The sequence below is a fragment of the Streptomyces canus genome, assembly GCF_001514145.1.
Taxonomy (GTDB): Bacteria; Actinomycetota; Actinomycetes; order Streptomycetales; family Streptomycetaceae; genus Streptomyces; species Streptomyces canus.
In genome coordinates this window covers 130,046-154,450 of record NZ_KQ948669.1, presented here as the reverse complement: position 1 = coordinate 154,450, position 24,405 = coordinate 130,046, and the positions used below count along the sequence as shown (strand labels likewise).

At 71.4% G+C, this 24,405-nt stretch carries 23 protein-coding genes; 13 read left to right on the top strand and 10 right to left on the bottom strand.

Features of this window, described 5'->3' with window-relative positions:
- Positions 1 to 20: 20 nt before the first annotated feature.
- Entirely contained in the window at positions 21 to 3,878 is a 3,858-nt protein-coding gene (locus tag AQJ46_RS36250; protein WP_059209594.1) for a glycoside hydrolase family 2 TIM barrel-domain containing protein, read from the top strand.
- 42 nt (positions 3,879 to 3,920) lie between these two features.
- Here the strand turns inward: AQJ46_RS36250 and AQJ46_RS36245 are convergent, their stop codons facing one another.
- Together AQJ46_RS36245 and AQJ46_RS36240 are read right to left on the bottom strand one after the other, a co-directional pair.
- Entirely contained in the window at positions 3,921 to 5,054 is a 1,134-nt protein-coding gene (locus AQJ46_RS36245) for an MFS transporter (protein ID WP_059209593.1), read from the bottom strand.
- Positions 5,055 to 5,070: 16 nt separating this feature from the next.
- A complete protein-coding gene (locus AQJ46_RS36240) occupies positions 5,071 to 5,433 on the bottom strand; it encodes an ArsR/SmtB family transcription factor (RefSeq protein ID WP_059209592.1) in 363 nt (120 codons plus the stop codon).
- A gap of 57 nt (positions 5,434 to 5,490) precedes the next feature.
- Between AQJ46_RS36240 and AQJ46_RS36235 the strand changes: the two genes are divergently transcribed.
- From AQJ46_RS36235 to AQJ46_RS36225, 3 genes are read left to right on the top strand one after another with little or no spacing between them, the layout of a single operon-like run.
- Positions 5,491 to 7,485 (top strand): heavy metal translocating P-type ATPase, encoded by a 1,995-nt coding sequence (locus AQJ46_RS36235; protein WP_167368250.1) that lies wholly within the window; start codon positions 5,491 to 5,493, stop codon positions 7,483 to 7,485.
- 49 nt (positions 7,486 to 7,534) lie between these two features.
- Positions 7,535 to 9,016 carry an AlkA N-terminal domain-containing protein gene (locus AQJ46_RS36230; protein WP_282691528.1) on the top strand — a complete coding sequence of 494 codons (1,482 nt, stop codon included), beginning with the start codon at positions 7,535 to 7,537 and terminating at the stop codon, positions 9,014 to 9,016.
- 9 nt (positions 9,017 to 9,025) lie between these two features.
- On the top strand, positions 9,026 to 9,508 hold the full coding sequence (locus AQJ46_RS36225; protein ID WP_059209591.1) for a methylated-DNA--[protein]-cysteine S-methyltransferase: 483 nt from the start codon (positions 9,026 to 9,028) through the stop codon (positions 9,506 to 9,508).
- A gap of 34 nt (positions 9,509 to 9,542) precedes the next feature.
- On the opposite strand, the gene AQJ46_RS36220 is transcribed toward AQJ46_RS36225, so the two are convergent.
- Complete coding sequence (locus AQJ46_RS36220; protein ID WP_059209590.1) at positions 9,543 to 10,037, bottom strand: GNAT family N-acetyltransferase; 495 nt, start codon at positions 10,035 to 10,037, stop codon at positions 9,543 to 9,545.
- 79 nt (positions 10,038 to 10,116) lie between these two features.
- Between AQJ46_RS36220 and AQJ46_RS36215 the strand changes: the two genes are divergently transcribed.
- Both AQJ46_RS36215 and AQJ46_RS36210 read left to right on the top strand, forming a co-directional pair.
- Complete coding sequence (locus AQJ46_RS36215; RefSeq protein WP_079072557.1) at positions 10,117 to 10,941, top strand: FHA domain-containing protein; 825 nt, start codon at positions 10,117 to 10,119, stop codon at positions 10,939 to 10,941.
- A 20-nt stretch (positions 10,942 to 10,961) separates the two neighbouring features.
- Entirely contained in the window at positions 10,962 to 11,345 is a 384-nt protein-coding gene (locus AQJ46_RS36210; protein ID WP_059209588.1) for a hypothetical protein, read from the top strand.
- Between the two features lie 16 nt (positions 11,346 to 11,361).
- Here AQJ46_RS36210 and AQJ46_RS36205 read toward each other — a convergent pair whose 3' ends face one another.
- The 4 genes from AQJ46_RS36205 to AQJ46_RS36190 form a co-directional block, all read right to left on the bottom strand.
- On the bottom strand, positions 11,362 to 12,099 hold the full coding sequence (locus AQJ46_RS36205) for an SIR2 family NAD-dependent protein deacylase (protein WP_059209587.1): 738 nt from the start codon (positions 12,097 to 12,099) through the stop codon (positions 11,362 to 11,364).
- Between the two features lie 93 nt (positions 12,100 to 12,192).
- Positions 12,193 to 12,687, bottom strand: a complete 495-nt coding sequence (locus AQJ46_RS36200; RefSeq protein WP_059209586.1) for an NUDIX domain-containing protein — start codon at positions 12,685 to 12,687, stop codon at positions 12,193 to 12,195.
- A 34-nt stretch (positions 12,688 to 12,721) separates the two neighbouring features.
- Positions 12,722 to 13,801: an ADP-ribosylglycohydrolase family protein gene (locus AQJ46_RS36195; protein ID WP_059209585.1), complete on the bottom strand. Its 1,080-nt coding sequence runs from the start codon at positions 13,799 to 13,801 to the stop codon at positions 12,722 to 12,724.
- Between the two features lie 81 nt (positions 13,802 to 13,882).
- Complete coding sequence (locus AQJ46_RS36190; RefSeq protein WP_059209584.1) at positions 13,883 to 14,260, bottom strand: winged helix-turn-helix transcriptional regulator; 378 nt, start codon at positions 14,258 to 14,260, stop codon at positions 13,883 to 13,885.
- Positions 14,261 to 14,344: 84 nt separating this feature from the next.
- On the opposite strand from AQJ46_RS36190, the gene AQJ46_RS36185 reads away from it, so the two are divergent.
- Together AQJ46_RS36185 and AQJ46_RS36180 are read left to right on the top strand one after the other, a co-directional pair.
- Positions 14,345 to 15,253: an NAD(P)-dependent oxidoreductase gene (locus AQJ46_RS36185; protein WP_059209583.1), complete on the top strand. Its 909-nt coding sequence runs from the start codon at positions 14,345 to 14,347 to the stop codon at positions 15,251 to 15,253.
- Positions 15,254 to 15,397: 144 nt separating this feature from the next.
- Positions 15,398 to 16,516, top strand: a complete 1,119-nt coding sequence (locus AQJ46_RS36180; protein WP_059209698.1) for a glycerate kinase — start codon at positions 15,398 to 15,400, stop codon at positions 16,514 to 16,516.
- A gap of 67 nt (positions 16,517 to 16,583) precedes the next feature.
- Here the strand turns inward: AQJ46_RS36180 and AQJ46_RS36175 are convergent, their stop codons facing one another.
- Entirely contained in the window at positions 16,584 to 17,780 is a 1,197-nt protein-coding gene (locus AQJ46_RS36175; protein WP_059209582.1) for a PucR family transcriptional regulator, read from the bottom strand.
- Between the two features lie 181 nt (positions 17,781 to 17,961).
- Between AQJ46_RS36175 and AQJ46_RS36170 the strand changes: the two genes are divergently transcribed.
- From AQJ46_RS36170 to AQJ46_RS36150, 5 genes are read left to right on the top strand one after another with little or no spacing between them, the layout of a single operon-like run.
- The gene (locus AQJ46_RS36170; RefSeq protein WP_059209581.1) at positions 17,962 to 18,756 is read left to right on the top strand and encodes an ABC transporter ATP-binding protein; all 795 of its coding nucleotides are present in this window, start codon (positions 17,962 to 17,964) and stop codon (positions 18,754 to 18,756) included.
- A 5-nt stretch (positions 18,757 to 18,761) separates the two neighbouring features.
- The gene (locus tag AQJ46_RS36165; RefSeq protein ID WP_059209580.1) at positions 18,762 to 19,526 is read left to right on the top strand and encodes an ABC transporter ATP-binding protein; all 765 of its coding nucleotides are present in this window, start codon (positions 18,762 to 18,764) and stop codon (positions 19,524 to 19,526) included.
- Complete coding sequence (locus AQJ46_RS36160) at positions 19,523 to 20,413, top strand: branched-chain amino acid ABC transporter permease (RefSeq protein ID WP_059209579.1); 891 nt, start codon at positions 19,523 to 19,525, stop codon at positions 20,411 to 20,413. The genes AQJ46_RS36165 and AQJ46_RS36160 overlap by 4 nt, the downstream gene beginning before the upstream one ends.
- A complete protein-coding gene (locus tag AQJ46_RS36155) occupies positions 20,406 to 21,503 on the top strand; it encodes a branched-chain amino acid ABC transporter permease (RefSeq protein WP_057608273.1) in 1,098 nt (365 codons plus the stop codon). The genes AQJ46_RS36160 and AQJ46_RS36155 overlap by 8 nt, the downstream gene beginning before the upstream one ends.
- Positions 21,500 to 22,768 carry an ABC transporter substrate-binding protein gene (locus AQJ46_RS36150; protein WP_059209578.1) on the top strand — a complete coding sequence of 423 codons (1,269 nt, stop codon included), beginning with the start codon at positions 21,500 to 21,502 and terminating at the stop codon, positions 22,766 to 22,768. The genes AQJ46_RS36155 and AQJ46_RS36150 overlap by 4 nt, the downstream gene beginning before the upstream one ends.
- Before the next feature lie 81 nt (positions 22,769 to 22,849).
- On the opposite strand, the gene pssA is transcribed toward AQJ46_RS36150, so the two are convergent.
- Together pssA and AQJ46_RS36140 are read right to left on the bottom strand one after the other, a co-directional pair.
- Positions 22,850 to 23,668 (bottom strand): CDP-diacylglycerol--serine O-phosphatidyltransferase, encoded by an 819-nt coding sequence (gene pssA, locus AQJ46_RS36145; protein ID WP_057608271.1) that lies wholly within the window; start codon positions 23,666 to 23,668, stop codon positions 22,850 to 22,852.
- A gap of 22 nt (positions 23,669 to 23,690) precedes the next feature.
- A complete protein-coding gene (locus AQJ46_RS36140) occupies positions 23,691 to 24,347 on the bottom strand; it encodes a phosphatidylserine decarboxylase (protein ID WP_057608270.1) in 657 nt (218 codons plus the stop codon).
- Between the last annotated feature and the right edge of the window lie 58 nt (positions 24,348 to 24,405).

Here is a 24,405-nt window from a genome sequence, read left to right as displayed (position 1 = left end):
TCCCGAGGAAGGTTCCACCGATGCCCCACCCGTATCTGCCTGCCCCCATCAGCCGCCGGCGTCTGCTGGAGTCGGGGGCCGCCGTCCTCGGCGCCCTCGCCCTCTCCTCCGGTCCCCTGGCCGGTCGCGGCCACGCGGCGGGGGGCGCCCCGGAGTGGAACGGCGCCATCGATCTCTTCCGGGTGGGCACCCAGCCCCCGCACACCACCCTCATGCCGTACGCCGATGTCGGCCAGGCGCTCGCGGCCGACCGCACCCGCTCGCCGTACCGGCTGAGTCTCGACGGCACATGGAAGTTCGCCTACGCCGACCGTCCCGCCGACCGCGACACCGACTTCTACCGCACCGACGTGGACGACACGGACTGGGACACCCTTCCCGTCCCCTCGGTTTGGCAGGTGCATGGCTACGACTTCCCGATCTACATCAACATCACCTACCCCTGGTGGGGCCCCAACGGCCTCGGCGAGGAGGCACAGCCGCCCGCCGCCCCGACCCGCTACAACCCCGTCGGCCAGTACCGGCGCACCTTCACCGTCCCGAAAGACTGGTCGGGGCGGCGGACCTTCCTGCACTTCGAGGGCGTCAAGTCCGCCCACTACGTGTGGATCAACGGTGAACTCGTCGGCTACCACGAGGACTCCTACACGCCCGCCGAGTACGACATCACCCCGCACCTCAAGCCGGGCACGAACCAGATCGCGGTCGAGGTCTACCGCTACTCCGACGGCGACTGGCTGGAGGACCAGGACATGATCCGGCTGAGCGGCATCTTCCGCTCGGTCTACCTCTACTCCACCCCGGCCGTCCACCTGCGCGACTTCAAGCTGGACACCCCGCTCGGCGACGACTACACGTCCGCCGAGCTCTCGGTCACCGCGAGCGTGCGGGACTACGGCGGCGGCAACCAGGGCCGCTACACGGTCGAGACACAGTTGTACGACTCGGGCGGCCACGCGGTCTGGTCCCGCCCCCTCCAGCAGGCCGTCGCGCTCGACGCCGGCGACGAGACGACCGTACAGGCGGCCAAGGCGGTGCCCGCCCCGAAGCTGTGGTCGGCCGAACACCCGAACCTCTACACCGCCGTCCTGCGGCTGCGCGACCCCGCGGGCAAGGTGATCGAGACGCTCTCGCACCGCGTCGGCCTGCGTGAGTTCGCCCTGAAGGACGGGCTGATGCGCATCAACGGCGAACCCGTCTCCTTCCGGGGCACCAACCGCCACGAGATGCACCCCGACCGCGGCACCGCGCTCACCCGCGCGGACCTCGTGAAGGACATCACGATCATCAAGCGGCTGAACATCAACTCGGTCCGCACCTCCCACTACCCCAACAACCCGCTGTGGCTCGAACTCGCCGACGAGTACGGCCTCTACCTCGTCGACGAGACCAACCTGGAGACGCACGGCATCCGCGACGAGTACCCGGGCAACCACCCCGACTGGAGCGCGGCCTGTGTGGCCCGCGCCCAGAACATGGTCCACCGCGACAAGAACCACGCCTCGGTGGTGATCTGGTCCCTCGGCAACGAGGCGGGCGGCGGCAGCACCTTCGTGAACATGCGGGACTGGATCAAGTCGTACGACACCACCCGCGTCGTCCAGTACGAGGGCGACGACCGGCCCACCATCAGCGACATCCGCTCGGAGATGTACGAGAGCCCCGCACGCGTCGAGCAGCGCGCCAAGGACACCTCCGACACCCGGCCGTACGTGATGATCGAGTACTGCCACGCGATGGGGAACTCCAACGGCAACTTCAAGAAGTACTGGGACATCGTCCGCCGCTACCCCGTCCTCCAGGGCGGCTGGATCTGGGACTTCGTCGACCAGTCCCTCAGCGAGCCCGTCCCGGTGCGCCAGGTGCTGACCGAGAGCGGGCCCGGTGCGCTGAAGGGCGAAGTCCTGCCCGCGAGCGCCAGGTTCGACCGCGGCAAGGGCGTTTCCGGTGCCACGGTCTTCGCCCGCGACAAGAGCCTCGACCTCACCGGTTCGCTGACCCTGGAGGCCTGGGTCACCCCGAAGGTGACGGGCTATCACCAGCCGATCGTCGCCAAGGGTGACACCCAGTACGCCCTCAAACAGTCCGGAAGGACACTGGAGTTCTTCCTCTACGGCGGCGGTCAGTGGATCACGGCCAGTTGGGCGCTCCCGGACGACTGGACGGGCCGGGAACACCATGTCGCCGGTGTCTTCGACGCGGCCGCGGGCACGCTGACGCTCCATGTGGACGGCCAGGTCAGGGCGACCAGGACCACCACGCAGCGGCCCAGCAGCAACACCGCACCCCTCGCGCTGGCCGTCGATGTCGACAACCCCACAAGGGAGTTCAGCGGCTCGATCAGGAAGGCACGCGTGTATGGCCGTGCCCTGACCGCCGCCGAACTGGCCTCCGACAGCCGGGGGCCCGGCGACGAGGGCGTGCGGTTCTGGTTCGACGCGGCGACCGTGGGGCTCACCGAGAAGCGGCCCGCCCAGAAGACCTTCTTCGCCTTCGGCGGCGACTGGGGCGACAACCCCAACGACGGTGCCTTCGTCGCCGACGGCATCGTCACCGCCGACCGTGGCCACACCGGCAAGGCCGCCGAGGTCAAGCAGATCTACCAGGCGGTCAACGCGTCCTGGGCCGCGGACGGGTCGGTGACCCTGACCAATGAGTACCTCTTCACCAACCTCCGTGCACTCGACGGAAGTTGGACACTCGTTGCCGACGGGAGGGTGGTGCAGCGCGGGAAGCTGACACGGGAGCAGCTGAATCTGGCGCCGCTGTCGAGCAAGGCCATCACCGTCCCGTACAAGCTCCCGAGCGCCCCCGCGCCCGGCACCGAGTACTTCCTCCACCTCTCCTTCACCACCAAGGAGTCCACCCCCTGGGCGAGAGCCGGCTTCGAGGTGGCCAAGCAGCAGCTCGCCGTCGACGTGGACAGTCCGGCGGTGACCCCGGTGCCGCTCGCGAAGGTCCCGGCACTGACGTACGAGGACGCCTCCGGTCAAGTCACCGTCACGGGCAAGGACTTCTCCGTCACCGTCGACAGGAGCAGCGGGACCATCACGTCGTACCAGGCCCACGGCACCCGCCTGCTCACCGCCGGACCCGTGCCCAACTTCTGGCGGGCGCCCATCGACAACGATCACGGCAACGGGCAGCACACCCGCAACCAGACCTGGCGCGACGCCGGCACGAACCGCAAGGTGACCGACGTGAGCGTGCGGGCGCTGCGGGACCGGGCCGTCGAGATCAAGGTGAGCGGCGCCCTGCCGACGACGACCGAGTCGGCGTACACCACGACCTACACCGTCTTCGGCAACGGCGAGATCAAGGTCGACAACACCCTGCGCCCGGGGGCGAGTTCACTGCCGTACATCCCGGAGGTCGGCACGATCCTGTTCCTGCCGCGCCGCCTGGACCGGCTGCACTACTACGGCCGCGGACCCGAGGAGAACCACTGGGACCGCAACGACGGTACGGACGTGGGGCTCTACTCCGGGACCGTCGCCGAGCAGTGGACCCCCTACATCCGCCCGCAGGAGAACGGCAACAAGACCGACGTCCGCTGGGCCGCCCTGACCGGCCGCGACGGCGTGGGACTGCTGGTCTCCGGTGAGCCCCTCCTGGAGGTCAACGCCTCGCACTTCACCCCGGAGGACCTGTCCGGCGGGGTGCGCCACGACTACCAGCTCACCCCGCGCGACGCGGTCGTCCTGCGGGTGAACCACCGGCAGATGGGCGTCGGCGGCGACAACAGCTGGGGCGCGCACACCCACGACGAGTACAAGTTGTTCGCCAACCGGGACTACTCGTACACGTACCGGCTGCGTCCGCTGACGGATGTGGCCAGCGCGACGGCGGCCTCACGGCGGCCGACGGCCTCCGCCTAGCGCACCGCGTGGGTGGGGCGGCCCCGGACTCCCGGGAACTCCTCACCCACGTCGGCGACGCAGGGCCACAGCCACCACCGGACCGCACGCGAGGAGGACCGCCAGCACCCCGTACCCGTACGTCAGACTCGCCGCCGCGGCCACCCCGGCGACCAGCAACGGCCCGCCGGCGTCTCCGAGTTCGCGTCCCAGCTCGGCCGCCCCCATCGTCTGCCCCAGCCGTTCCGCCGGAGTCGAGGCCGCGAGCGCCGCGAACCCCAGCGGGGTGATCAGCCCCGTTCCGACGCCGATCAGCGCGGCCCCCAGCAGCACACCCGCGAGCCCCGGCAGCATCGCGCAGCCCAGACCGGCCGCCGCCAGCAGCAGTCCTGCGGTCAGCCCACCCCGTACCGTGAGCCGCCCCGCGTCCAGCGCCCGCCCGGCGCGCGGCTGTACGACCGCCGCGCAGGCCGCGAGCACCGACACCGCGGCACCCGTCGCCACCGTGCCGAGCCCCGCCACCGCGCCCGACACGGGCAGGAAGCCCACGCCCACCGAGAGCGCGGCGGTCGCCCCGGCGAGCGCGGCCGTCGGGACCAGGAACACCGGGTCGGCCAGCCGCCGGGCCAGGTCGAGGACCGTCTGCCGGGCCCGGGGGAGGGGCGGTACGACGGGTACGGCGATCAGCGCCCACACCGCCACGGCCGCACCCAGCACCGCCAGCACCGTGAACAGCAGCCGCAGCCCGCCCGCCCACACCAGCACCCCGCCGAGGAGCGGGCCCAGGGTGTAGCCGACGGACTTGTAGAAGCCGTAACTCCCGAAAGCCCGCCCGCGTTTGGCGGCCGGATTCAGCCGGGCCACCAGCGCGGACGCGGCGGGGGAGAAGGCGGAGGCCGCCGCGCCCTGCCCGAGCCGCGCGGCCCACAGCCAGCCGGGGCTGTCGGCGAGGGCGTAGAGCGCGGACGCGACGGCGAAGGCCACCAGTCCGCCGAGGAGCACGGGGCGGGCCCCGATCCGGTCGGCGATCGTGCCGAAGACCGGCTTGAGGACGACTTCGGCGCCGTCGTACAGCGCGAGCAGCCCGCCGAGCACGAGCAGTGAGGTGACCGCGTCCGCCGAGTCCGCGCCGAGGTTCGCGGCGATGCCGTGCGCGCCCAAGGCGGTGGTGAACCCGGCCGCGTACAGAGGCCACATCAGACGCCGCGGCGGCTCACTCGGTGGCGTCACTGAGTCCGAGCCGTAGGTGTTCGACGTGGTACACGGCCTGGTCGAGCAGCTCGGCGACATGGTGGTCGTGCAGTGCGTACACCACCGACCGGCCCTGGCGCTCGCCCACGACGAGCCCCAGGTTGCGCAGCAGCCGCAACTGGTGCGAGCACGCCGACTGCTCCATGCCCACCTCGGCGGCCAGCTCCGTGGCCGGCAGCGGTCCTTCGCGCAGCCTCGCGAGGATCAGCAGCCGGGAGGGGGTGGACAGGGCCTGGAGGGTGGTGGCCACCTTCGCCACGTTGGCCGTGTCCAGACGTACGCGCTCGGCGGTTTCCTGCGCGGTGGTGACGGCTCCATGACCCATGGGCGGTATCTTACCCACCGCACATGAACAGATGAACGAGTCTTCATGTGTTCCTGTATGGTGGTCCCGGTGTCCACGACCCTCACCCCCGTTCGTGTCCCCTCGCCCGCCCGCCAGGCACCCCGCCGCCGCACCCGCGTCCTGGCACTGCCCGAGGCCCGCTGGGCGCTGGCGTCGACCGTCGCCTTCCTGGTGGCCCTCGCCCTGGACCTCGGTGGCCTGCCGTGGTGGGCGTACGGTCCGCTGTACGCGGTCGCCTATGTCACCGGCGGCTGGGAGCCGGCCCTCGAGGGGCTCAGGGCGCTGCGCGGCAGAACTCTGGACGTCGACCTGCTGATGATCGTCGCCGCGCTGGGCGCGGCCGCGATCGGACAGGTCCGGGACGGCGCCCTGCTGATCGTCATCTTCGCCACGTCCGGTGCGCTGGAGGCACTGGCCACCGCCCGCACCGCCGACTCGGTACGCGGCCTGCTCGATCTCGCGCCCTCGATGGCGACCCGGGTGACGGAGCACGGCGAGGAACCGGTCCCGACGAGTGAACTCGCCGTGGGGGACGTCCTGTTGATCCGGCCGGGCGAGCGCATCGGCGCGGACGGACGGGTCCTGGACGGGGCGAGCGAGGCCGACCAGGCCACCATCACCGGCGAACCCCTCCCGGTCACCAAGGGCCCCGGCGACGAGGTCTTCGCCGGCACCCTCAACGGCACCGGCGTGCTGCGCGTCCGCGTCGAGCGCGACCCCGCCGACTCCGTGATCGCCCGCATCGTGACCCTGGTCGAGGAGGCCTCCCGCACCAAGGCGCCGACACAGTTGTTCATCGAGAAGGTCGAGCAGCGGTACGCGCTGGGGATGGTGACCGCCACGCTCGCCGTGTTCGGCGTGCCGCTGATCTTCGGCGCCGGCCTCACCGACGCGTTGCTGCGCGCGATGACCTTCATGATCGTCGCCTCGCCGTGCGCGGTGGTCCTCGCGACGATGCCGCCCCTGCTGTCCGCCATCGCCAACGCCGGGCGGCACGGCGTCCTGGTCAAGTCGGCGGTGGCGATGGAGCGGCTGGGCGAGGTGGACGCCGTAGCCCTCGACAAGACGGGGACGCTGACGGAGGGGACACCGGAGGTCTCGGCCGTACGGCCGCTGCCGGGCTCCGGGCTGACTCCGGACGCCCTTCTCGCGCTGGCCGCCGCGGCCGAGCACCCCAGCGAGCATCCGCTGGGGCGTGCGGTGGTGAGGGCGGCGCGGGAGCGGGGGCTGCGGATTGCGGACGCGCGGGACTTCGCCGCCGTGCCCGGGCGCGGGGTGACGGCGGTGGTCGGGGGGCGAGTGACCGGGGTCGGGCGCGCGGGTGACCCGGTGACCGGCAGCGTGGATCTCGGTCCCGATGCCGATGCGACCGGCGTCCCCGGCACCGAGGACGGCGACACCGTCGTCCTGGTGACCGGCGACGGCGTCCCCCTCGGCACCCTCGCCCTCACCGACCGCCTGCGCCCTCACGCCCCCGCCACCACCGCCGCGCTCACCGCCCTGACCGGCACGGCTCCCGTCCTGCTCACCGGTGACAACGCCCGGGCGGCCGCGCGGGTCGCCGAGGCCACCGGCCTGGTGGACGTCCGCGCGGACCTGCTGCCCGAGGGCAAGGTGGACGCCGTACGACAGCTTCAGGACGCCGGGCGCAAGGTGCTGTTCGTCGGGGACGGCGTCAACGACGCGCCCGCGCTCGCCGCCGCCCACTCCGGCCTCGCCATGGGCCGTGCGGGTTCGGACCTCGCGCTGGAGACGGCGGACGCGGTCGTCGTACGGGACGAGCTCACGACCGTCCCTTCGGTCGTTCGGCTGTCCCGGGCCGCCCGCCGGCTGGTCGTCCAGAACCTGGTGATCGCGGGTACCTTCATCACCGGACTCGTCCTGTGGGACCTCCTCGGCCACCTCCCGCTCCCGCTCGGCGTCGCGGGGCACGAGGGCTCCACGGTCCTCGTCGGCCTCAACGGACTGCGGCTGCTGCGCGAGTCCGCGTGGCGATCGGGCCAGGTGCCGGTCCAGGGCACGCGAGGTTGATGTCGGATTCTCGCCAGCCCGGGCCCGGCCGGTGGCCGATGCTGGACGCATGCAGACGGGGATGTACACCGAGACCGAGCGCTGTGTGCGTGCCGTGCAGTCCAAGGACGCACGGTTCGACGGATGGTTCTTCACGGCGGTCCTGACGACCCGCATCTACTGCCGGCCGAGCTGTCCGGTCGTACCGCCCAAGCCCCAGAACATGACCTTCTATCCCAGCGCGGCCGCCTGCCAGCAGGCGGGTTTCCGGGCCTGCAAGCGGTGCCGGCCCGACACCAGCCCTGGTTCCCCGGAGTGGAACCAGCGCGCCGACCTCGTGGCCCGTGCGATGCGGCTGATCGCCGACGGCGTCGTCGACCGCGAGGGCGTGCCCGGCCTCGCCGCCCGGCTCGGCTACAGCGCCCGGCAGATCGAACGCCAACTGCTCGCCGAGCTCGGTGCGGGCCCGCTCGCCCTCGCCCGGGCCCAGCGCGCCCAGACGGCGAGGATCCTCATCGAGACGACCGCCCTCCCGATGGCGGACATCGCCTTCGCGGCCGGCTTCTCCGCGATCCGCACCTTCAACGACACCGTGCGCGAGGTCTTCGCGCTCTCGCCGAGCGACCTGCGCACGCGCGCCGCGAAGAAGTCCGCGCCGGACAGCCCCGGCTTCCTGTCCCTGCGCCTGCCGTTCCGCGTCCCCCTCAACCCCGACAACCTCTTCGGCCACCTCGCGGCCACCGCCGTCCCGGGGGTGGAGGAGTGGCGGGACGGTACGTACCGACGCACGCTGCGGCTTCCGTACGGACACGGCATCGTGGCCCTCACGCCCCGGCCCGACCACATCGCCTGCCGGTTGATGCTGAGCGACCTGCGCGACCTGACCGTCGCCATCAGCCGCTGCCGCCGCATGCTCGACCTGGACGCCGATCCCGTCGCGATCGACGACCTGCTGCGCACGGACCCGCTCCTGGCGCCCCTGGTGGACAAGGCGCCAGGCCGACGCGTCCCCCGTACGGTCGACGAGGCGGAGTTCGCCGTACGCGCCGTGCTGGGCCAGCAGGTCTCCACGGCGGCGGCCCGCACTCACGCGGCACGCCTGGTCACGGCCCACGGTGAACCGGTCGACGACCCCGAGGGCGGCCTGACGCACCTCTTCCCGTCTCCCGAGGCACTGGCCGCGGTGGACCCCGCCGCACTCGCGATGCCCCGCACCCGCCGCACGACCTTCACCACCCTGGTCGGCGAACTGGCCGAGGGAACCCTCCAGTTGGGGGTGGAGACCGACTGGACCGAGACCCGGACCCGCCTTCTCGGCCTCCCCGGCTTCGGTCCCTGGACGGTCGACGTCATCGCCATGCGCGCCCTCGGTGACCCGGACGCCTTCCTCCCCACCGACCTCGGAATCCGCCGCGCGGCCCAGGAGTTGGGCCTTCCCTCCACCCCGGCCGCGCTGACGGCCCGGGCGGCGGCCTGGCGGCCCTGGCGGGCCTACGCGGTCCAGTACCTGTGGGCGACCGACAGCCACCCGATCAACTTCCTGCCCGTATAAGGACGTCCAGTGAAACAGCACACCGTGATCGACAGCCCCTACGGCCCCCTGACCCTCGTCGCCGACGACGGCGTCCTGTGCGGCCTCTACATGACCGACCAACGCCACCGCCCACCCGAGAAGACCTTCGGCGAGCCGGACGACGGCTGGTCCAAGGAAGCCGAGGACCAGCTGACGGCCTACTTCGAGGGCGAGTTGAAGGAGTTCACCCTGGAAGTGAGCCTGCACGGAACGGCCTTCCAGCGCAGGGTCTGGGAACAACTCCGCCGGATCCCGCACGGCGAGACCCGCACCTACGGCGAACTCGCCGACGCCCTCGGCAACCCCAAGGCCTCCCGCGCGGTCGGCCTCGCCAACGGCAGGAACCCGATCGGCATCATCGTCCCCTGCCACCGTGTGGTCGGCGCGGACGGCAGCCTCACGGGCTACGGCGGCGGACTGGAACGCAAGCAGCGGTTGCTGGACTTCGAGCGCGGGGCGGCGCTGTTCTGACCGGTACCCGGTGCTTCCCCGTGCCGAGCGACCCTCAGCCGCGCAGGTCCCGTCGGTACCGGATGCCGGTCTTGCCGCCGAGGTCGGCCGGGTCCGCCGGGCCGGCCGGGGTGAAGCCCGCCTTGGCCAGCACCCTCTGGGACGCGATGTTCTCGTGGCTGGTGGCCGCGCACAGGGTGTCCAGCCGGTACCGGGTTGCCGCGAGAGGGCACAGCTCGCGGACCGTCGCCGTCGCCACCCCGCGGCCGGTGGCGTGTTGCGCGACCCGGTAACCGAGGTCCGCGGTGCCGTTCTCGATGTCGACGAGGTTGAACCGGCCGAGTACCGAGCCGTCCTCGGCGAGCAGCACGTGAAAGGCGCAGAGGCCGGTCTCCTGCTCGACCAGCAAGGCGTTGAACCGCTCGTCGAACCGGTCGAAGAAGGCATCGCCGCGGTCGGTGACGGACGCGGCGAAAAAGGCGCGGTTGACCAACTCGAAGGCCAGGACCGCCGGGGCGTGTTCGGCGCGCAGCCGCTTCAGCTCGGGCATGCACTCTCCTACTTCGCGGTGTATTATGGTGATGAATGACAGGCTCTGCGCGGGTTATTGATATACCGCCGCGGATAAAATGGTTCCTCCGTCTAGTTCTCACGGGGGTGGGATCATGGCGAGTTATCCAGATCGCTCCGGTCCCCAGCTCACGTTCATTCATCCATCGCACCTGAATGGATCCCCTCTCCGTCTGTCCGCTGCCAGGTCGGTCCTCGGCCGGGATCCCGGCTGTGACATTCGGATAGACGATCCGTATGTGAGCGGCAGACACGCAATCCTGAGTCGTTCGGGAGCGAACGTGGTCTTGGAAGACCTCGGTTCCGCCAACGGCACTTCGGTGAACGATCGTCCTCTCGCCGCCCCACAGACGCTGCACGACGGGGATGTCCTCACCTTGGGGAGCGTCAGCATTCGTTACGAATGGCCCGGCAGTGCTCCGCAAGAGCGCGAAGCCGAACAGGGCACCGTCCTGATGCCGGAAGTGAACAGTGCCCCGCGATTCGATGTGGGTCAGCAGTACGGTGCCCACATCAACAATGTGGGTGGGCACCAGTATGTCGATCAAAGGCAGGAGAGCTTTCTCCGGCAGATCGCGGCAGCTCGCACGAGAGCGCGAAGAATCATTCTGTTCGGTTTCGTGCTCTTCTTGATCGGCTTCGCTGTCTTCGCCTATGGAATTCTGCGCTTCATGGGTCATATCGGGGATCCCGTGTCTGAGGATCCCAATGAATGGCCCGACCCGGGAGATATGTTCGGCACGGAGATCGGTGGCTTTCCGGTGTTCCTTCTCGGCTGGGCAGCCGCCGGCGTCGGCACGGTCCTGATGATGACCGGGCTGGTGATGCACGTCATCGCCGCATCCCGTCAACGCTCGTTCGACGCGGCCGTGCGCCGCCATTGATTCAGGCGAGGGGACATCCAGTGAGCTTCAATATCGGCAGCCAACAGGGCAACATCAACAACGTCGCTGGTGACCAGACCATTCACGGTGGCCAGCACGGACAATTCGCGATGGCCACGGATCCGCGTGCCATGCTCGGTCTGCTGCGTTCGGAACTCGACCGCCTGGCCCTCCCGCCCGATGTCGCGAGCCAGGTGAACGCCGAAGTCGCGTCCCTGGATGCCGAACTCGCTTCCCCGTCTCCTGATCGCACCACCATGGCCCAGCGTCTGGTGCAGATCACCAGGCTGGTGACCGCGGCAGGCGCTGCCGTCACCGCCGGCGGGACCCTCGCAGGAGCCCTGTCCTCGTTCGCGGCCTGGCTGGGGCCGATCGGTGACTCCGTCCTCCATGCCATCGGGTAGTAGCTCTCGGCATCGATCACAGCTCCCCGAACGACCTGATCCTGTGCATGAGTTCGGGCAGCGCCGTGCCGATCGGTTCGCGGATCACCTCGTCGGCCTGATCGTCGTACGGTGTCGGGTCCGCGTTGACGATGACGAGACGGGCGCCGTGGTCGGCGGCGACACCCGCGAGACCCGCAGCCGGCTGGACCTGGAGGGTGGTGCCGACGGCGACGAACACCTGGCAGGCCTTGGTGATGGCGACGGCCTCGCCCATGACGACGGGGTCGAGGCGCTCGCCGAACATCACGGTCGCCGACTTGAGGATGCCGCCGCAGGTCAGGCACGGCGGATCCGCCTCGCCGGCCTCGACGCGTTCGAGGGCGTCCTCCATCGGTCCGCGGGCGTGGCACTTCGTGCACACCACCTGCCGTGCGGTGCCGTGCAGTTCGAGGACCTTGCGGGCGGGCATCCCGGCGAGCTGGTGCAGCCCGTCCACGTTCTGTGTGATCACCCGCACCGGCACCCCGGACCTCTCCAGCTCGGCCACCGCCACGTGCGCGGCGTTGGGCTCGGCCTTCAGGGTCCGGTTCGCGCGCCGCATCTGCCACGAGCGGCGGCGGATCTCCGGATCGCCCATGTAGTAGTCGTACGTCACAAGCTTCTCGGCCTCGGGATCCTTCCGCCACAGGCCGTTCGGGCCACGGTAGTCGGGGATCCCGGAGTCGGTGGAGATTCCGGCGCCGCTGAGGAGCGCGACGAGAGGCTTGGTCATGGTGCCGAGGGTAGGACGGGTGATCCGGGTGCGGCGACCGGATATCCATCCGCCTGGGCGCGAGCAGGCATGAGCGCCGACAGCGCGCTGGAATCAACCCACCCGGCGCCCGTTCTCCAGCTCCAGCGTCCCCGACCCGTCCGCCAGCACGTCCAGCGCGGCCAGGACCCGACGGCCGAGGCCGTCGGGCAGATACTCGGCCAGCTCCTCGTGCGGCACGAGGCGCCAGGACAGCAGCTCCTCCTCCTGGAGGCGGATCGACTTGAGGTCGTCCTCGGTGAGGATGCCGCCGTCGTAGAGGTAGGCCACCAGGGGCGGCCAGGTCGGCCGGTACACCCAGTCCACCGCGAGCAGCCGGCCGAGGTCGCGGTCGAGCCCGATCTCCTCGAGCGTCTCGCGACGCGCGCCCTGGCGCGGGGTCTCGCCCTCGTCGGACTCGATCGTGCCGCCCGGAAGCGCCCAGCCCTCACGGTAGTTGGGCTCGACGAGCAGGACCCGGCCCGAGGCGTCACGGAAGAGGGCGGCGGCACCGGCGAGGATCCGGGGAAGACCGGCGATGTACGTGGCGAAGTCAGGGGTGGTGGTCATCCTCGAAGGGTAACCACGCCTCGTCCCGGTGGCCTCAGGCCTCCGCCTGGGCCCCCGCCAACCGCACCGTCCGTTCGGCCAGTTCGCTGATGTGCACCCCGTCGAACCCGAACACCGCGCTGCGCACCCGGTCCTCCAGCGGCTCCTTCCACTGGTCGGGGATCGCGTCCGCGCCGGTGAGCACCCCGGCCACCGAACCGGCCGTGGCTCCGTTCGAGTCGGTGTCCAGACCGCCGCGGACGGTGAGGGTGATGGTGCGGGTGAAGTCGCCGTCGCCGTAGAGCAGTCCGGCGGTCAGGACGGCCGCGTTCGGAATGGTGTGGATCCAGCCGAGCCCGGCTGTCTCCTCCGAGACCGTCGTCAGGGTGTCCTCCCAGGTCATCCGGGTGTCGTGCAGGGACACCACCCGGCGTACCGTGCGCGCGAGGCGGCTGCTCGCGGGGATCACCGCGAGCGCCTGGTCCACGGCCTGCCGCACGGTGCCGGCCGTGAACGCCGCCGAGATCAGCGCCGCCGCCCACATCGCCCCGTACACGCCGTTGCCGGTGTGCGAGAGCACCGCGTCACGACGGGCCAGGGAGGCTGCGCGGCGCGGGTCGCCGGGGCAGGTCCAGCCGTAGATGTCGGCCCGGATGAGGGCGCCGATCCACTCCTGGCAGGGGTTGTCGTACGTCGCCGTCAGCGGCGGTTTCAGCCCGTTGGCGAGATTGCGATAGGCGGCCCGCTCGGCCGTGAACGTCTGCAGATACGGCAGCCTCAGCAGCCACAGATCGCCCACCTGTTCGGTGCTGAAGCCGAAGCCGTGGGTCTCCAGGAGGTCGAGGCCGAGGATGGCGTAGTCGACGTCGTCGTCGCGGCAGCTGCCGTGGATGCGGCCGCGCACGCACTCGCGCCACTCGGGCCGCAGCTCGAAGCCGTCGCTCTCGCCGACGGGTTCGGGAAGGTAGTCGGTCAGCGGCAGGGCGGCGGCCTGCCGGAGATAGCGGTCGATCCGGTCCCGCGTCCACAGGTCGCCCTGCTCGACCGGCTTGCCGAGCATGTTGCCCGCGATCCGGCCGAGCCAGCCCCCGAGGATGCGGTCGGCGAGCTCTGGTTCGGTGCCCACAGGGGTCATAGCTCCGGTGTACCCGATTCCGGAGACCCGCACAGTCCCCCTCCGAGGTGGTGGTGTCGTAGCTCCGGCCGCGGGACCGGTTCATGCCCTGCCGGGGGAGGTCTCGGCCACGTCGACCTTTTCGAGGCCTTCGCGGCGCGTCCGCTCGGTCCCCCAGACGCCGAGTGGCCCGAGCGCCTGATGGAGCGTGCGCCCGTCCGCGGTCAGGGAGTACTCCACCCGCGGTGGCACCTCGGCGTACACCTCCCGGTGGACGAGTCCGTCTGCCTCCATCTCCCGCAGATGCTGGGTCAGCATCTTTTCGCTCACTCCGGGCAGACCGCGCCGGAGCTCGGCGAAGCGGCGTACCCGATGAGTGTCGAGTTCCCAGAGGATGAGCCCCTTCCACTTCCCGCTCACCACGTCCAGCGCGGCGTCGATCCCGCAGATGTACGGCCCGCGCCTCGGTCCTTTGGCCATCAGTGACCCCCCTTACTAAAAGGTAAGTACCGCAGAAAATAGTGGGTACTTCCGAGCTGTGGGGCGCTCTTCCAGGATGGAGGCGTGAACGCACACCAGAACCCCACCAGCACGCAGGGCAACGCTGTCACCGTGATCGGGCTCGGCCCGATGGGCCAGGCGATGACCCGCACCCTCCTCACCGCCGGCCATCCCGTCACCGTCTGGAACCGCACCGCCGGCCGGGCCGACGGCGTGGTCGCCGAGGGAGCGACGCGCGTGGCGACACCCGGCGAGGCCGTCGAAGCGAGTGACCTCGTGATCCTCAGCCTCACCGACTACCGGGCGATGTACGACATCCTCGACGGCTCCACCGCGTTACTCGCCGGCCGGACGCTGGTCAACCTGAGCTCGGACACGCCCGACCGTACCCGCGAGGCGGCGACCTGGGCGGCGGGCCACGGCGCCGCGTTCCTCACCGGTGGTGTCATGGTCCCGGCGCCGATGGTCGGCACGGAGGCGGCCCATGTCTACTACAGCGGCCCCGGCGAGGTGATGGAGCACCATCGGGCGAGGCTGGCGAAGCTCGGCGCGCCGAGGTATCTGGGCGAGGATCCGGGCCTCGCCCAGATGATGTACCAAGCGCAGCTCGCGGTGTTCCTCACCACCTTGTCCGCACTGATGCACGCCACCGCGATGCTGGGCACCGCGGGGATGAAGGCCACGGAAGCCCTGCCGGAGCTGCTCACCTTCACCGACACGATCGGCGCCATCCTGAGGGCCGGGGAGGAGACCCCCGGAGCCGCGCTGGACGCCGGGGAGCATCCCGGCGACCTCAGCACGGTCACCATGATGGGCGCGACGTCCGACCACATCGTCGAGACCAGCAGGTCCCTCGGCCTCGACCTCGCTCTCCCCCTGGCCGTGCAGGCCCATTACCGACGCGCGATCGAGAACGGCCACGGCAGCGACAACTGGACCCGCGTCATCGACAGCATCCGCGAGCCGCGCTGACGGGACGCGGCACCGACAGGCCCCCCTTCTCAGGGACCGGGCGGTGCATGACGTCGGGGGGCGTCTCCGGTTAAGGTCGCAGCGGCGCGACTGGCCTTGACGTGCGCGAGGCCCGGAGAGCAAGGGGAAAACGTGACACTGCGCGTGCTCATCGCCGCGGACAAGTTCAAGGGCTCGCTCACGGCCGTGCAGGTCGCCGAGCGGGTGACGGCCGGGCTGCGCCGGGTCGTGCCGGGTCTGGAGGTCGAGGCACTGCCCGTCGCCGACGGCGGTGACGGGACCGTCGCCGCGGCCGTCGCGGCCGGTTTCGAGCGCCGGGAAGTGCCGGTCGCCGGGCCCCTCGGGCAGGAGGTCACCGCCGCCTTCGCGGTCCGCGGGGACACCGCCGTCGTCGAGATGGCCGAGGCCAGCGGTCTGCAACGACTGCCGGCGGGCGTCTTCGCCCCGCTCATGGCGTCGACGTACGGCTCCGGAGAGCTCCTGCGCGCCGCGCTGGACGCCGGCGCCCGCACGATCGTGTTCGGGGTGGGCGGCAGCGCCACCACCGACGGCGGTGCCGGCATGCTCTCCGCGCTCGGCGCCCGCTTCCTGGACGCCGACGGCGAGCCCGTGGCCCCGGGCGGCGGAGGCCTCGCCGATCTAGCCTCGGCCGACCTGTCCGGCCTGGACCCGCGGTTCGCGTCCGTCGAGTTCATCCTGGCCAGCGACGTCGACAACCCGCTGACCGGCCCCAAGGGCGCCCCCGCGGTCTACGGCCCGCAGAAGGGCGCCTCCCCGGACGACGTCGAGGCCCTCGACAGCGCCCTCGCCCACTACGCGAAGGTGCTGGAGGAGGCCGTCGGCGCGAAGGCCGCCGGGTACGCCGCCTCGCCGGGTGCGGGCGCGGCCGGCGGCATCGGCTACGGCGCCCTCCTCCTCGGCGCCCGGTTCCGCCCCGGCATCGAGGTCATGCTCGATGTCCTGGGCTTCGCACCCGCGCTGGAGTGGGCGGACCTGGTGATCACCGGCGAGGGCTCCCTCGACGAGCAGACCCTGCACGGCAAGGCCCCGGCGGGCGTCGCCGCGGCAGCCCGCGCCAAGGGCAAGGAGGTCGTCGCCGTGTGCGGCCGCCTCGCGCTGCCCCCGGAGGCCCTCGGCCGGGCGGGCATCCGCCGCGTCTACCCGCTCACCGATGCCGAGCCCGACATCCAGCGGTGCATCACCGAGGCGGGGCCGATCCTGGAGGACGTGGCGGAGCAGATCGGCCGGGACTTCCTGATCTGAGCGGCTTCTCGAGCCGGGCCGCTGCATGGGCTGGACCGGAACCATCCGTCCGGGCCGCCCGCGTAGGTCACTGACGCGGCCCCGACAACCGGTACGCGTCCAGCGCCAGCGTCATCTCGATCAGGTCCCGGGGCCGGGCCAGCGAACGGGACGTGAGCTGCTCAAGCCGCCGCAGCCGGTTGAAGACCGTGTTGCGGTGGCAGTACAGCCGTCCGGCGGCCCGCCCCGCCGAGCCCTCGCACACCAGCCACACGTCGAGGGTCTCCAGCAGGACGGCCCGGTCGGCGGGCTCCAGCTCCAGGAGTGCGCCGAACACGTCCGACACCAGCCGGTCGGCCAGCTCCGGCTGGCTCACCACCAGCGCGGTCGGCATCCGCTGATCGAGGCGTACGACCGCGGTGCCGTCCGGCGGACAGGTGCGCAGCGCCAGCTCGGCGAGCCGCCGGGCCCGGCCCAGCTCGGCGAGTCCGGGGACCACAGGACTGATCCCGCCCGGTCCCGCGCACCGCCCGTCCAGCGCACGCGCCACTCCGTCCAGGCCCTGCCCGGGCGCGAGCGCCACGACCGCCACCTCGCCATCGGCCCGCATCCGCCAGATGAACCGGAACCCGGCGCCCCGCACCGGCCGCTCGGCCGCCTCCCGCCGCTCGGCCCGCAGCACCACCACCGCGTACGGCCCGTGCTCCGGCAGATCGAGCCCCGCCGCCGCCCGCGCCGCGAGCCCGGGCGTCGCCTGTCCCTCCAGCAGGGCGTCGAGGAGCGCCTGCAGCTGTTCGTCCGTACGCCGCCTGAGCTCCGCCTCGGTGGCCCGGTACGCCTCCGACGCCGCCTGCGCCTGCGCGTCCACCGCCGACCACACCATCGTCGTCGACCGCATCAGCGCCGCGAGCCGCTCCGGCTCCCGACCGGCGGTCCCCTCCACGAGCGCGTCCCACACCAGGTAACCGGCGTTCCGGTAGGCGTGCACGAGAAGGTCCAGCGGCAGCCCCTGATGGGCCCGGCGCCGACCCGCGTCCTCGGCGTACTCCAGGTCGCGGCGCGGGGAGTCCCGGGGCGCGGAGATCGTCTCGATGCCGATCCGCATGGCCTCCTCGGCCTCCCGCCACTGCTGGTCGTACGGCAGCACCTGGCCGTAGACGGCTGAGTGCTCGGTGAGTTGGCGCAGGTGCTCGTCGACGAGCTCCGGCACCCGTTCCAGCAGAGCCGTGCAGGACTCCGCGAGCAGCTTCCAGTCATGACCGGTCCGCGGCCGTCGCCCTCCCATGGCCGGAGGATGCCACCGGGACCCGGCCGCGCACAGGCCCCTGACACGCACTGTTGTGCACGCGCACAACGACGGCACCGGCCCGCTGGGCACCCGCAGCGATTGTGCCGCGGGCCGTGGACGGACGCCCGCGGCGGTGCTGGGGTGAGCGCCACACCGAGTGCGGACGGAGGGGGAGCCCATGAGCGGAGCCGGACTGGTCGTCCGGGACCTGTCGGTCGGATACGGGCCCGTGCGCGCCCTGCGCCGGGTGTCCCTCGAGGTGCCCGAGGGGGCCGTGGTGACAGTGCTCGGCGCCAACGGCGCGGGCAAGTCCACGCTCCTGCGTGCGATCAGCCGGACCCTCTCCTTCCACGGCGGCGCGGTCACCGGGGGCACGGTCACCCTGGACGGCCGCCGTCTCGACAGGCTGAGCCCGGACCGGGTGGTCGCCGCCGGGGTCTGCCAGGTACCCGAGGGGCGACGGGTGTTCGCGCGCATGAAGGTCGCCGACAACCTGCGCGCGGGCGCCCTCGGCGGCTCCGGATCCGGCCGGTCCGCGGCCCTGGCCCGCGTCCACGAACTGTTCCCCGTACTCGCCGAACGCGCGGGTCAGCGCGCCGGACTCCTCTCCGGCGGCGAACAGCAGATGCTCGCGGTCGCCCGCGCCCTGATGGCCACCCCGCGCGTGCTCCTCCTCGACGAGCCCTCCCTCGGCCTCGCCCCGCTCATGGCCCGGCGGATCGCCGACACCGTCCGGGAGATCAACACCCAGGGCACCTCGGTCCTCCTCGTCGAACAGAACGCGGCCCTCGCCCTGCGGCTCGCCACGCGCGCGTACGTCCTCGAAGTCGGCGAGGTCACCCTGTCGGGCCCGGCCGCGGAACTGTCCGCCTCCGACGAGGTGCGCCGCCGCTACCTCGGGGTGGTCGACGAGGACGCGGCGGCCGACGCGGAACAGGCGACGGACCGGACCCTGACCCGGTGGGAGGGGTGACGGCGATGGACTCCCTGGAAGTCCGCGGGCTGACCGTCCGTTTCGCCGGACTCACCGCCCTCGACGATGTCGGCTTCACCGTGCGCCCCGGCACCGTCCACGCCCTCATCGGACCCAACGGCGCCGGAAAGTCCACCTGCTTCAACGTCCTGTCCGGCGTCTACCGGGCCACCGCGGGCAGCGTCCGCTTCGGCGCGCACGAGCTGACCGGCATGCCCGCGCACCGCATCGCCGCCCTCGGTGTCGCCCGCATCTTCCAGAACCTCGCGCTGCCGCCCCGGGCCTCGGTCGAGGACTGTCTGCTCCTCGGCCGCCACCGGCTCACCCGGACCGGCTTCCTCGCCGCGGGACTCCGGCTGCCGTCGGCGGTCCGCGAGGAACGCCTGCACCGCGAACGGGTCCGGGAGATCGCCGAGTTCGTCGGCATCGCGGACTGCCTGGCACGGCCCGCGGGCTCCCTCCCGTACGGCCGGCAGAAGCTCGCCGAACTCGCCCGCGCACTCTGCATGGAACCGCGTCTGCTGCTCCTCGACGAGCCGGTCGCCGGCATGACCGCCGACGAACGACGCCGGACAGCCGCCGTGATCGCGGGTGTGCGCGACTCCCTGGGCATCTCGATCGTGCTGGTGGAACACGACATGGGGGTGGTGATGCGGCTCGCGGACGCGGTGACCGTACTGGACTTCGGGCGCCGGATCGCCGACGGCGCCCCCGCCGACGTACAGAACGATCCGGCCGTCGTACAGGCGTACTTGGGGGCCGCGTCATGAGCACCTTCGCCGAAATCCTCCTGAACGGCCTCTCGCTGGGGTCGGTGTACGCGCTCATCGCGCTCGGCTTCGTGGTGATCTTCCGGGCCACCGAGGTCGTCAACTTCGCCCACGCCTCGCTGCTGCTGGCGGGCGGATACGTCACCGCGGTCCTCCACGACGACATCGGTTTCTGGCCCGCGCTGCTCGCCGGGATCGCGGGGGCCGCGCTGGTCGGGGCCGCCGTGGAGTTCCTGGTGATGCGGCGGTACCGGGGCACCGACCACAGCGTCCTGGCCATCGTCACCATCGGCGTCGACATCCTGCTCACGACCGAGCTGACCCGCCGTATCGGCACGGATGTGCTGACGCTCGGCGACCCGTGGGGCGACGCGGTGCTCAGGCTCGGGCCGATCTCGCTGGCCCACACCCGGATCGCCGCGTTCGTGGCCGCCGCGCTGCTCATCACGGCGTTCCTGCTGGCCTTCCGGTACACCTCGTGGGGCGTGGCGATGCGGGCGGCGGCGGAGAGCGCGGAGACGGCCGCGCTGATGGGGGTCCGGCTCGGGCGGGTGTCGATGGGCGCGTGGGCGGTGGCGGGCGGACTCGCCGCCGTGGCCGCCCTGTTCCTGACCGTGTTCCCGACGCCGGGGCTGGAGCGGGCGACCTCGCTGGCCGCGCTGAAGGCGTTTCCCGCGGCCATCCTCGGCGGCCTCGACTCGACGACGGGCGCGCTGGTGGGCGGGCTGCTGGTCGGCGTCACGGAGTCCCTCGCAACCGGCTACCAGAGCGATCTGACCTTCCTGGGGCGGGGACTGGGAGACCTCGCGCCCTATCTCGTGATGGTCGCGATCCTGCTCATACGGCCCGCGGGGCTGTTCGGCACGAAGGAGCTCGCCCGTGTCTGAGGTCCTGGTGAAGCCGCTGCGGCCGGTCCGCTCCCGTACGTACCTCTGGGCCGCCGGGGGAGTGGTCCTGCTCGCCCTGCCCTTCTACCTCGACCGGTTCTGGCTCCAGGCGGGCCTGTTCGCGATGGCCGCCGCGATCGGCGCGATCGGCATCAACCTCCTCACCGGGGCGACCGGCCAGCTCTCCATGGGGCACGCCTTCTTCCTCGCCGTCGGCGCCTACGGCTACTGCGTGTTCGCGGCGGACGGCGGCGACGGACTGACCGGGCTCGGGCTGCCGACCTGGCTCGCGGCCGTGCTCGCGGTGCTGGTCGCGGGCGCCGCGGGCGGGCTGTTCAGCCCCATCTCGGGCCGCCTCAGCGGCGCCTACCTGGGCATCGCCACCCTCGCGCTCGTCTTCATCGGCCAGCACGTGATGTTCAACGCCCACGACCTGACCGGCGGCGCCAACGGCCGTGACGTACCGCCGCTGAGCCTGTTCGGCCTCACCTTCGACGACCGCGAACTCCTTGTCGCCGCCGTGCCGTTCGGGTCGGCGGAGAAGCTCTGGTACGCGGGTCTGGTCCTGCTGGCGGCCGGCGCGCTGTTCGCGCGCGGAGTGCTGCGTGGCCGTCCGGGCCGGGCCATGAACGCGATCCGCGACCACCGCATCGCCGCCGGTGTGCTGGGCGTGCCGGTCGCCCGGCACCGGGCCGCGGTCTTCGTGCTGTCGTCGATGTACGCGGGTCTCGCCGGCGTCCTGCTCGCGCTGGTCTTCCAGCGGACGGTGCCCGACTACTTCGGCATCACGCTGTCGCTCGAGTACCTCGCGATGATCGTCATCGGCGGGCTCGGGTCGGTCTCCGGGGCGGTGGCGGGGGCCGTGTTCGTGTCCCTGCTGCCGCAGCTGCTGACCCGCTACAGCGACGCGCTGCCTCTGGTCTCCGCTCCCGGCACGGGCGGGATCGCACCGGGCGAGGCATCCCGGTACCTCTACGGCGCCGCCGTCGTGCTGGTGGTGCTGTTCCTGCCCGGCGGCCTGGTCGGGGCGGCCGCCCGGCGTCACGTCGGACCCCGTTCAGGGGAGATCCATCCAGGGGAGGAACGATGACCACGAGATACGCCGCCAGGGCCGCCGCGGGCGCGCTCGCCGCACTGCTGGTGCTGGCCGGCTGCAGTTCCAAGGCCAAGGACTCCGACGACGGGGACGGTGACAAGGCGGCCGGCGGGGTCAGGACCGGGGAGGGCATCTCCGGGAAGACGATCACGCTGGGCGCGCTCACCGACATGACCGGCGTCTACGCGACCCTCGGCAAGAGCGTCACCCAGGCCCAGCAGCTGTACGTGAAGCAGCTGAACGCCGCCGGAGGGGTCTGCGGTTACAAGGTCGCCCTCTCGGTCCGCGACCACGGCTACGACCCGCAGAAGGCCGTCTCCGGCTACACCGAGCTGGAGCCGAAGGTGCTGGGCTTCGCGCAGTTCATCGGCTCGCCGTTCGTCGCCGCGGTCAAGCAGCGCATCGACGGCCAGGACAAGGCGCTGGTGCTCCCGCAGGCCTGGTCGGCCGCGCTGCTGGGCAGCCCGTACATCCGGGTCATCGGATCCACCTACGACATCGAGACGATCAACGCGGTGGACTTCCTGATCAAGGAGAAGGGGGTGAAGAAGGGGGACAGGATCGGCCATGTGTACTTCGAGGGCGATTACGGCGAGAGCGCCCTGGTCGGCTCCCAGCACATCGCGAAGGAGGCCGGGCTCACCGTCGTCGAGCAGAAGATCAAGCCGACCGACAACGACATGACCGCCCAGGTCACCGCCCTCAAACAGGCCGGCGTCAAAGCGATCGTGATCAGCGCGGGCCCGCGGCAGGCGGCTTCGCTGGTGGGGGTGGCGGCGGCGAGCGGCTTCGCCGTACCGGTCATCGGCAACAACTCGGCCTTCGCGCCGCAGCTCCTGGCCACCCAGGCCGGCCCGGCCCTGACGAAGAACTACTACGTCGCCTCGCCGTCGCTCCCCATCGGCGCGGACACCCCGGAGGCGAAGAAGCTCGTGGCCGACTACCGGGCCGCCTACCCGAACGACGCCCTGGACAACGGCATCGTCGCCGGCTGGACCGCCGCGTCGGCCTTCGGCGAAGCACTGAAGAAGGCCTGCGCGAACAAGGACCTCACCAGGGAGGGCGTCGACAAGGCCCTGTTGTCGATCGACTCCTACGACGTCGGCTTCGGCGTCGCCCAGAACTTCACCGACCCCAAGGCCCCCTCCTCCCGCGAGAGCGTGATCCTCCAGCCGGACGAGGGCGTGACGGGCGGCATGAAGGTCGTACGGGAGGCGGGGGCTTCGAAGGTGGCAGAGGGGTATACGCCAGGGGCGTGAGACGGCGGCAGTAAGCCGGTCACAACAGCGAGGGCCCGAACCGGTGTCGGTTCGGGCCCTCGGAAGTACGACGGCGGAGACTTACGGCAGCTGGGCCGCGCGGGCCTCGCGCCGGTTGCCGCGGAAGTTGTTCACCCGGCGGGCCGTGGCGAACAGCGGGATCACCGCACCCATGACCAGCTGGAGGGCGCAGCCCGTCTGCAGGAGGAGCTGACCACCGGGGGCGCCGAACGCCCAGGCCGCGAGGAGGCCCATCCCGAGGACGATCCAGGAGAGCATCGCGACCGCGAGGCGGCCCCGCGGCTTCGGGTACTCGACCCGGCTCACCATCAGCCAGGCGGTGCCCAGGATCGCCAGGAGCGTCGCCACGAAGGGGAGCTCCAGCAGGACGATCGAGACCACTGTCAGCGCGCCGAACGGCGAGGGCATGCCCTGGAAGGTGCCGTCCTTCACGGTCACACAGGAGAATCTCGCGAGCCTGAGGACCACCGCCAGCAGCACCACGACGGCGCCCACCGCCGCCACCCGCTGGGACGCGTCGTCCGCCACCATGCCGTAGACGAGGACGAAGTACGCCGGCGCGAGACCGAAGCTGATCAGGTCCGAGAGGTTGTCCAGCTCCGCGCCCATCGGCGACGAGCGCAGCTTGCGCGCCACCAGGCCGTCGAACAGGTCGAAGACCGCCGCGCACAGCATCAGGATGACCGCGGTGGCCGCGCTGTTGCGCGCCATGCCGGTCTCCTGGCTGTCGGTCAGGTGCGGGATCAGGATGCCGGTGGTGGTGAAGTACACCGCCATGAAGCCGCACGTGGCGTTGCCGAGGGTGAGGGTGTCCGCTATTGAGAGGCGGAGAGAAAGAGGCATCTCCTCCTCGTCGTCGACCTCGTCGGCCTCGGGCACCCAGCCCGCCTGGGTCTCAGGATCAATCACGGTCAATGCGAGTCACCCCAGCCACCGTCTTCTGGCCGACCTCGACCGCGACCTCCACGCCCTCCGGCAGGTAGATGTCGACGCGCGAGCCGAAGCGGATCAGACCGATGCGGTCGCCCTGCTCGACCTTCGTGCCCTGCGGGATGTAGGGGACGATGCGGCGGGCCACCGCGCCGGCGATCTGGATCATTTCGATGTCACCGAGTTCGGTGTCGAAGTGCCAGACGACGCGCTCGTTGTTCTCGCTCTCCTTGTTGAACGCTGGAACGAAACCGCCGGGGATGTGCTCGACCGAGGTCACCGTGCCGGAGAGTGGCGCGCGGTTGACGTGGACGTTGAGCGGGCTCATGAAGATCGCGACCCGGGTGCGACCGTCCTTCCACGGCATGATGCTCTGCACCACACCGTCGGCGGGCGAGATGACCCGGCCCGGGGCGATCTCGCGCTCGGGGTCGCGGAAGAACCACAGCATGCCCGCCGCCAGCGCGGTGGCGGGCACGGCGACGGCCTTGGCGGCGCCGGACTTGCGCGCGCGTACCAGGCTCAGTGCTGCGGTGGCGACGGTCGGGAGGAGCCACGGCGATGCTCCGCGCGCGAGGCGTACGCCTGCCAGGCTGTCGCGATGTGCAGAGGTTTGGCTGTGGGGCATGGATGACCTTCGTAGCGGATGATGCCGCGCACTAGACGGGGGACGGCGGCTTTCCGGG

Coding starts and splice junctions, on each gene's coding strand:
- AQJ46_RS36250 (WP_059209594.1), top strand. CDS start 21: ATGCCCCACCCGTATCTGCCTGCCCCCATCAGCCGCCGGCGTCTGCTG.
- AQJ46_RS36245 (WP_059209593.1), bottom strand. CDS start 5,054: ATGTGGCCTCTGTACGCGGCCGGGTTCACCACCGCCTTGGGCGCGCAC.
- AQJ46_RS36240 (WP_059209592.1), bottom strand. CDS start 5,433: ATGGGTCATGGAGCCGTCACCACCGCGCAGGAAACCGCCGAGCGCGTA.
- AQJ46_RS36235 (WP_167368250.1), top strand. CDS start 5,491: ATGGTGGTCCCGGTGTCCACGACCCTCACCCCCGTTCGTGTCCCCTCG.
- AQJ46_RS36230 (WP_282691528.1), top strand. CDS start 7,535: ATGCAGACGGGGATGTACACCGAGACCGAGCGCTGTGTGCGTGCCGTG.
- AQJ46_RS36220 (WP_059209590.1), bottom strand. CDS start 10,037: ATGCCCGAGCTGAAGCGGCTGCGCGCCGAACACGCCCCGGCGGTCCTG.
- AQJ46_RS36215 (WP_079072557.1), top strand. CDS start 10,117: ATGGTTCCTCCGTCTAGTTCTCACGGGGGTGGGATCATGGCGAGTTAT.
- AQJ46_RS36205 (WP_059209587.1), bottom strand. CDS start 12,099: ATGACCAAGCCTCTCGTCGCGCTCCTCAGCGGCGCCGGAATCTCCACC.
- AQJ46_RS36200 (WP_059209586.1), bottom strand. CDS start 12,687: ATGACCACCACCCCTGACTTCGCCACGTACATCGCCGGTCTTCCCCGG.
- AQJ46_RS36195 (WP_059209585.1), bottom strand. CDS start 13,801: ATGACCCCTGTGGGCACCGAACCAGAGCTCGCCGACCGCATCCTCGGG.
- AQJ46_RS36190 (WP_059209584.1), bottom strand. CDS start 14,260: ATGGCCAAAGGACCGAGGCGCGGGCCGTACATCTGCGGGATCGACGCC.
- AQJ46_RS36175 (WP_059209582.1), bottom strand. CDS start 17,780: ATGGGAGGGCGACGGCCGCGGACCGGTCATGACTGGAAGCTGCTCGCG.
- AQJ46_RS36170 (WP_059209581.1), top strand. CDS start 17,962: ATGAGCGGAGCCGGACTGGTCGTCCGGGACCTGTCGGTCGGATACGGG.
- AQJ46_RS36165 (WP_059209580.1), top strand. CDS start 18,762: ATGGACTCCCTGGAAGTCCGCGGGCTGACCGTCCGTTTCGCCGGACTC.
- AQJ46_RS36160 (WP_059209579.1), top strand. CDS start 19,523: ATGAGCACCTTCGCCGAAATCCTCCTGAACGGCCTCTCGCTGGGGTCG.
- AQJ46_RS36150 (WP_059209578.1), top strand. CDS start 21,500: ATGACCACGAGATACGCCGCCAGGGCCGCCGCGGGCGCGCTCGCCGCA.
- AQJ46_RS36140 (WP_057608270.1), bottom strand. CDS start 24,347: ATGCCCCACAGCCAAACCTCTGCACATCGCGACAGCCTGGCAGGCGTA.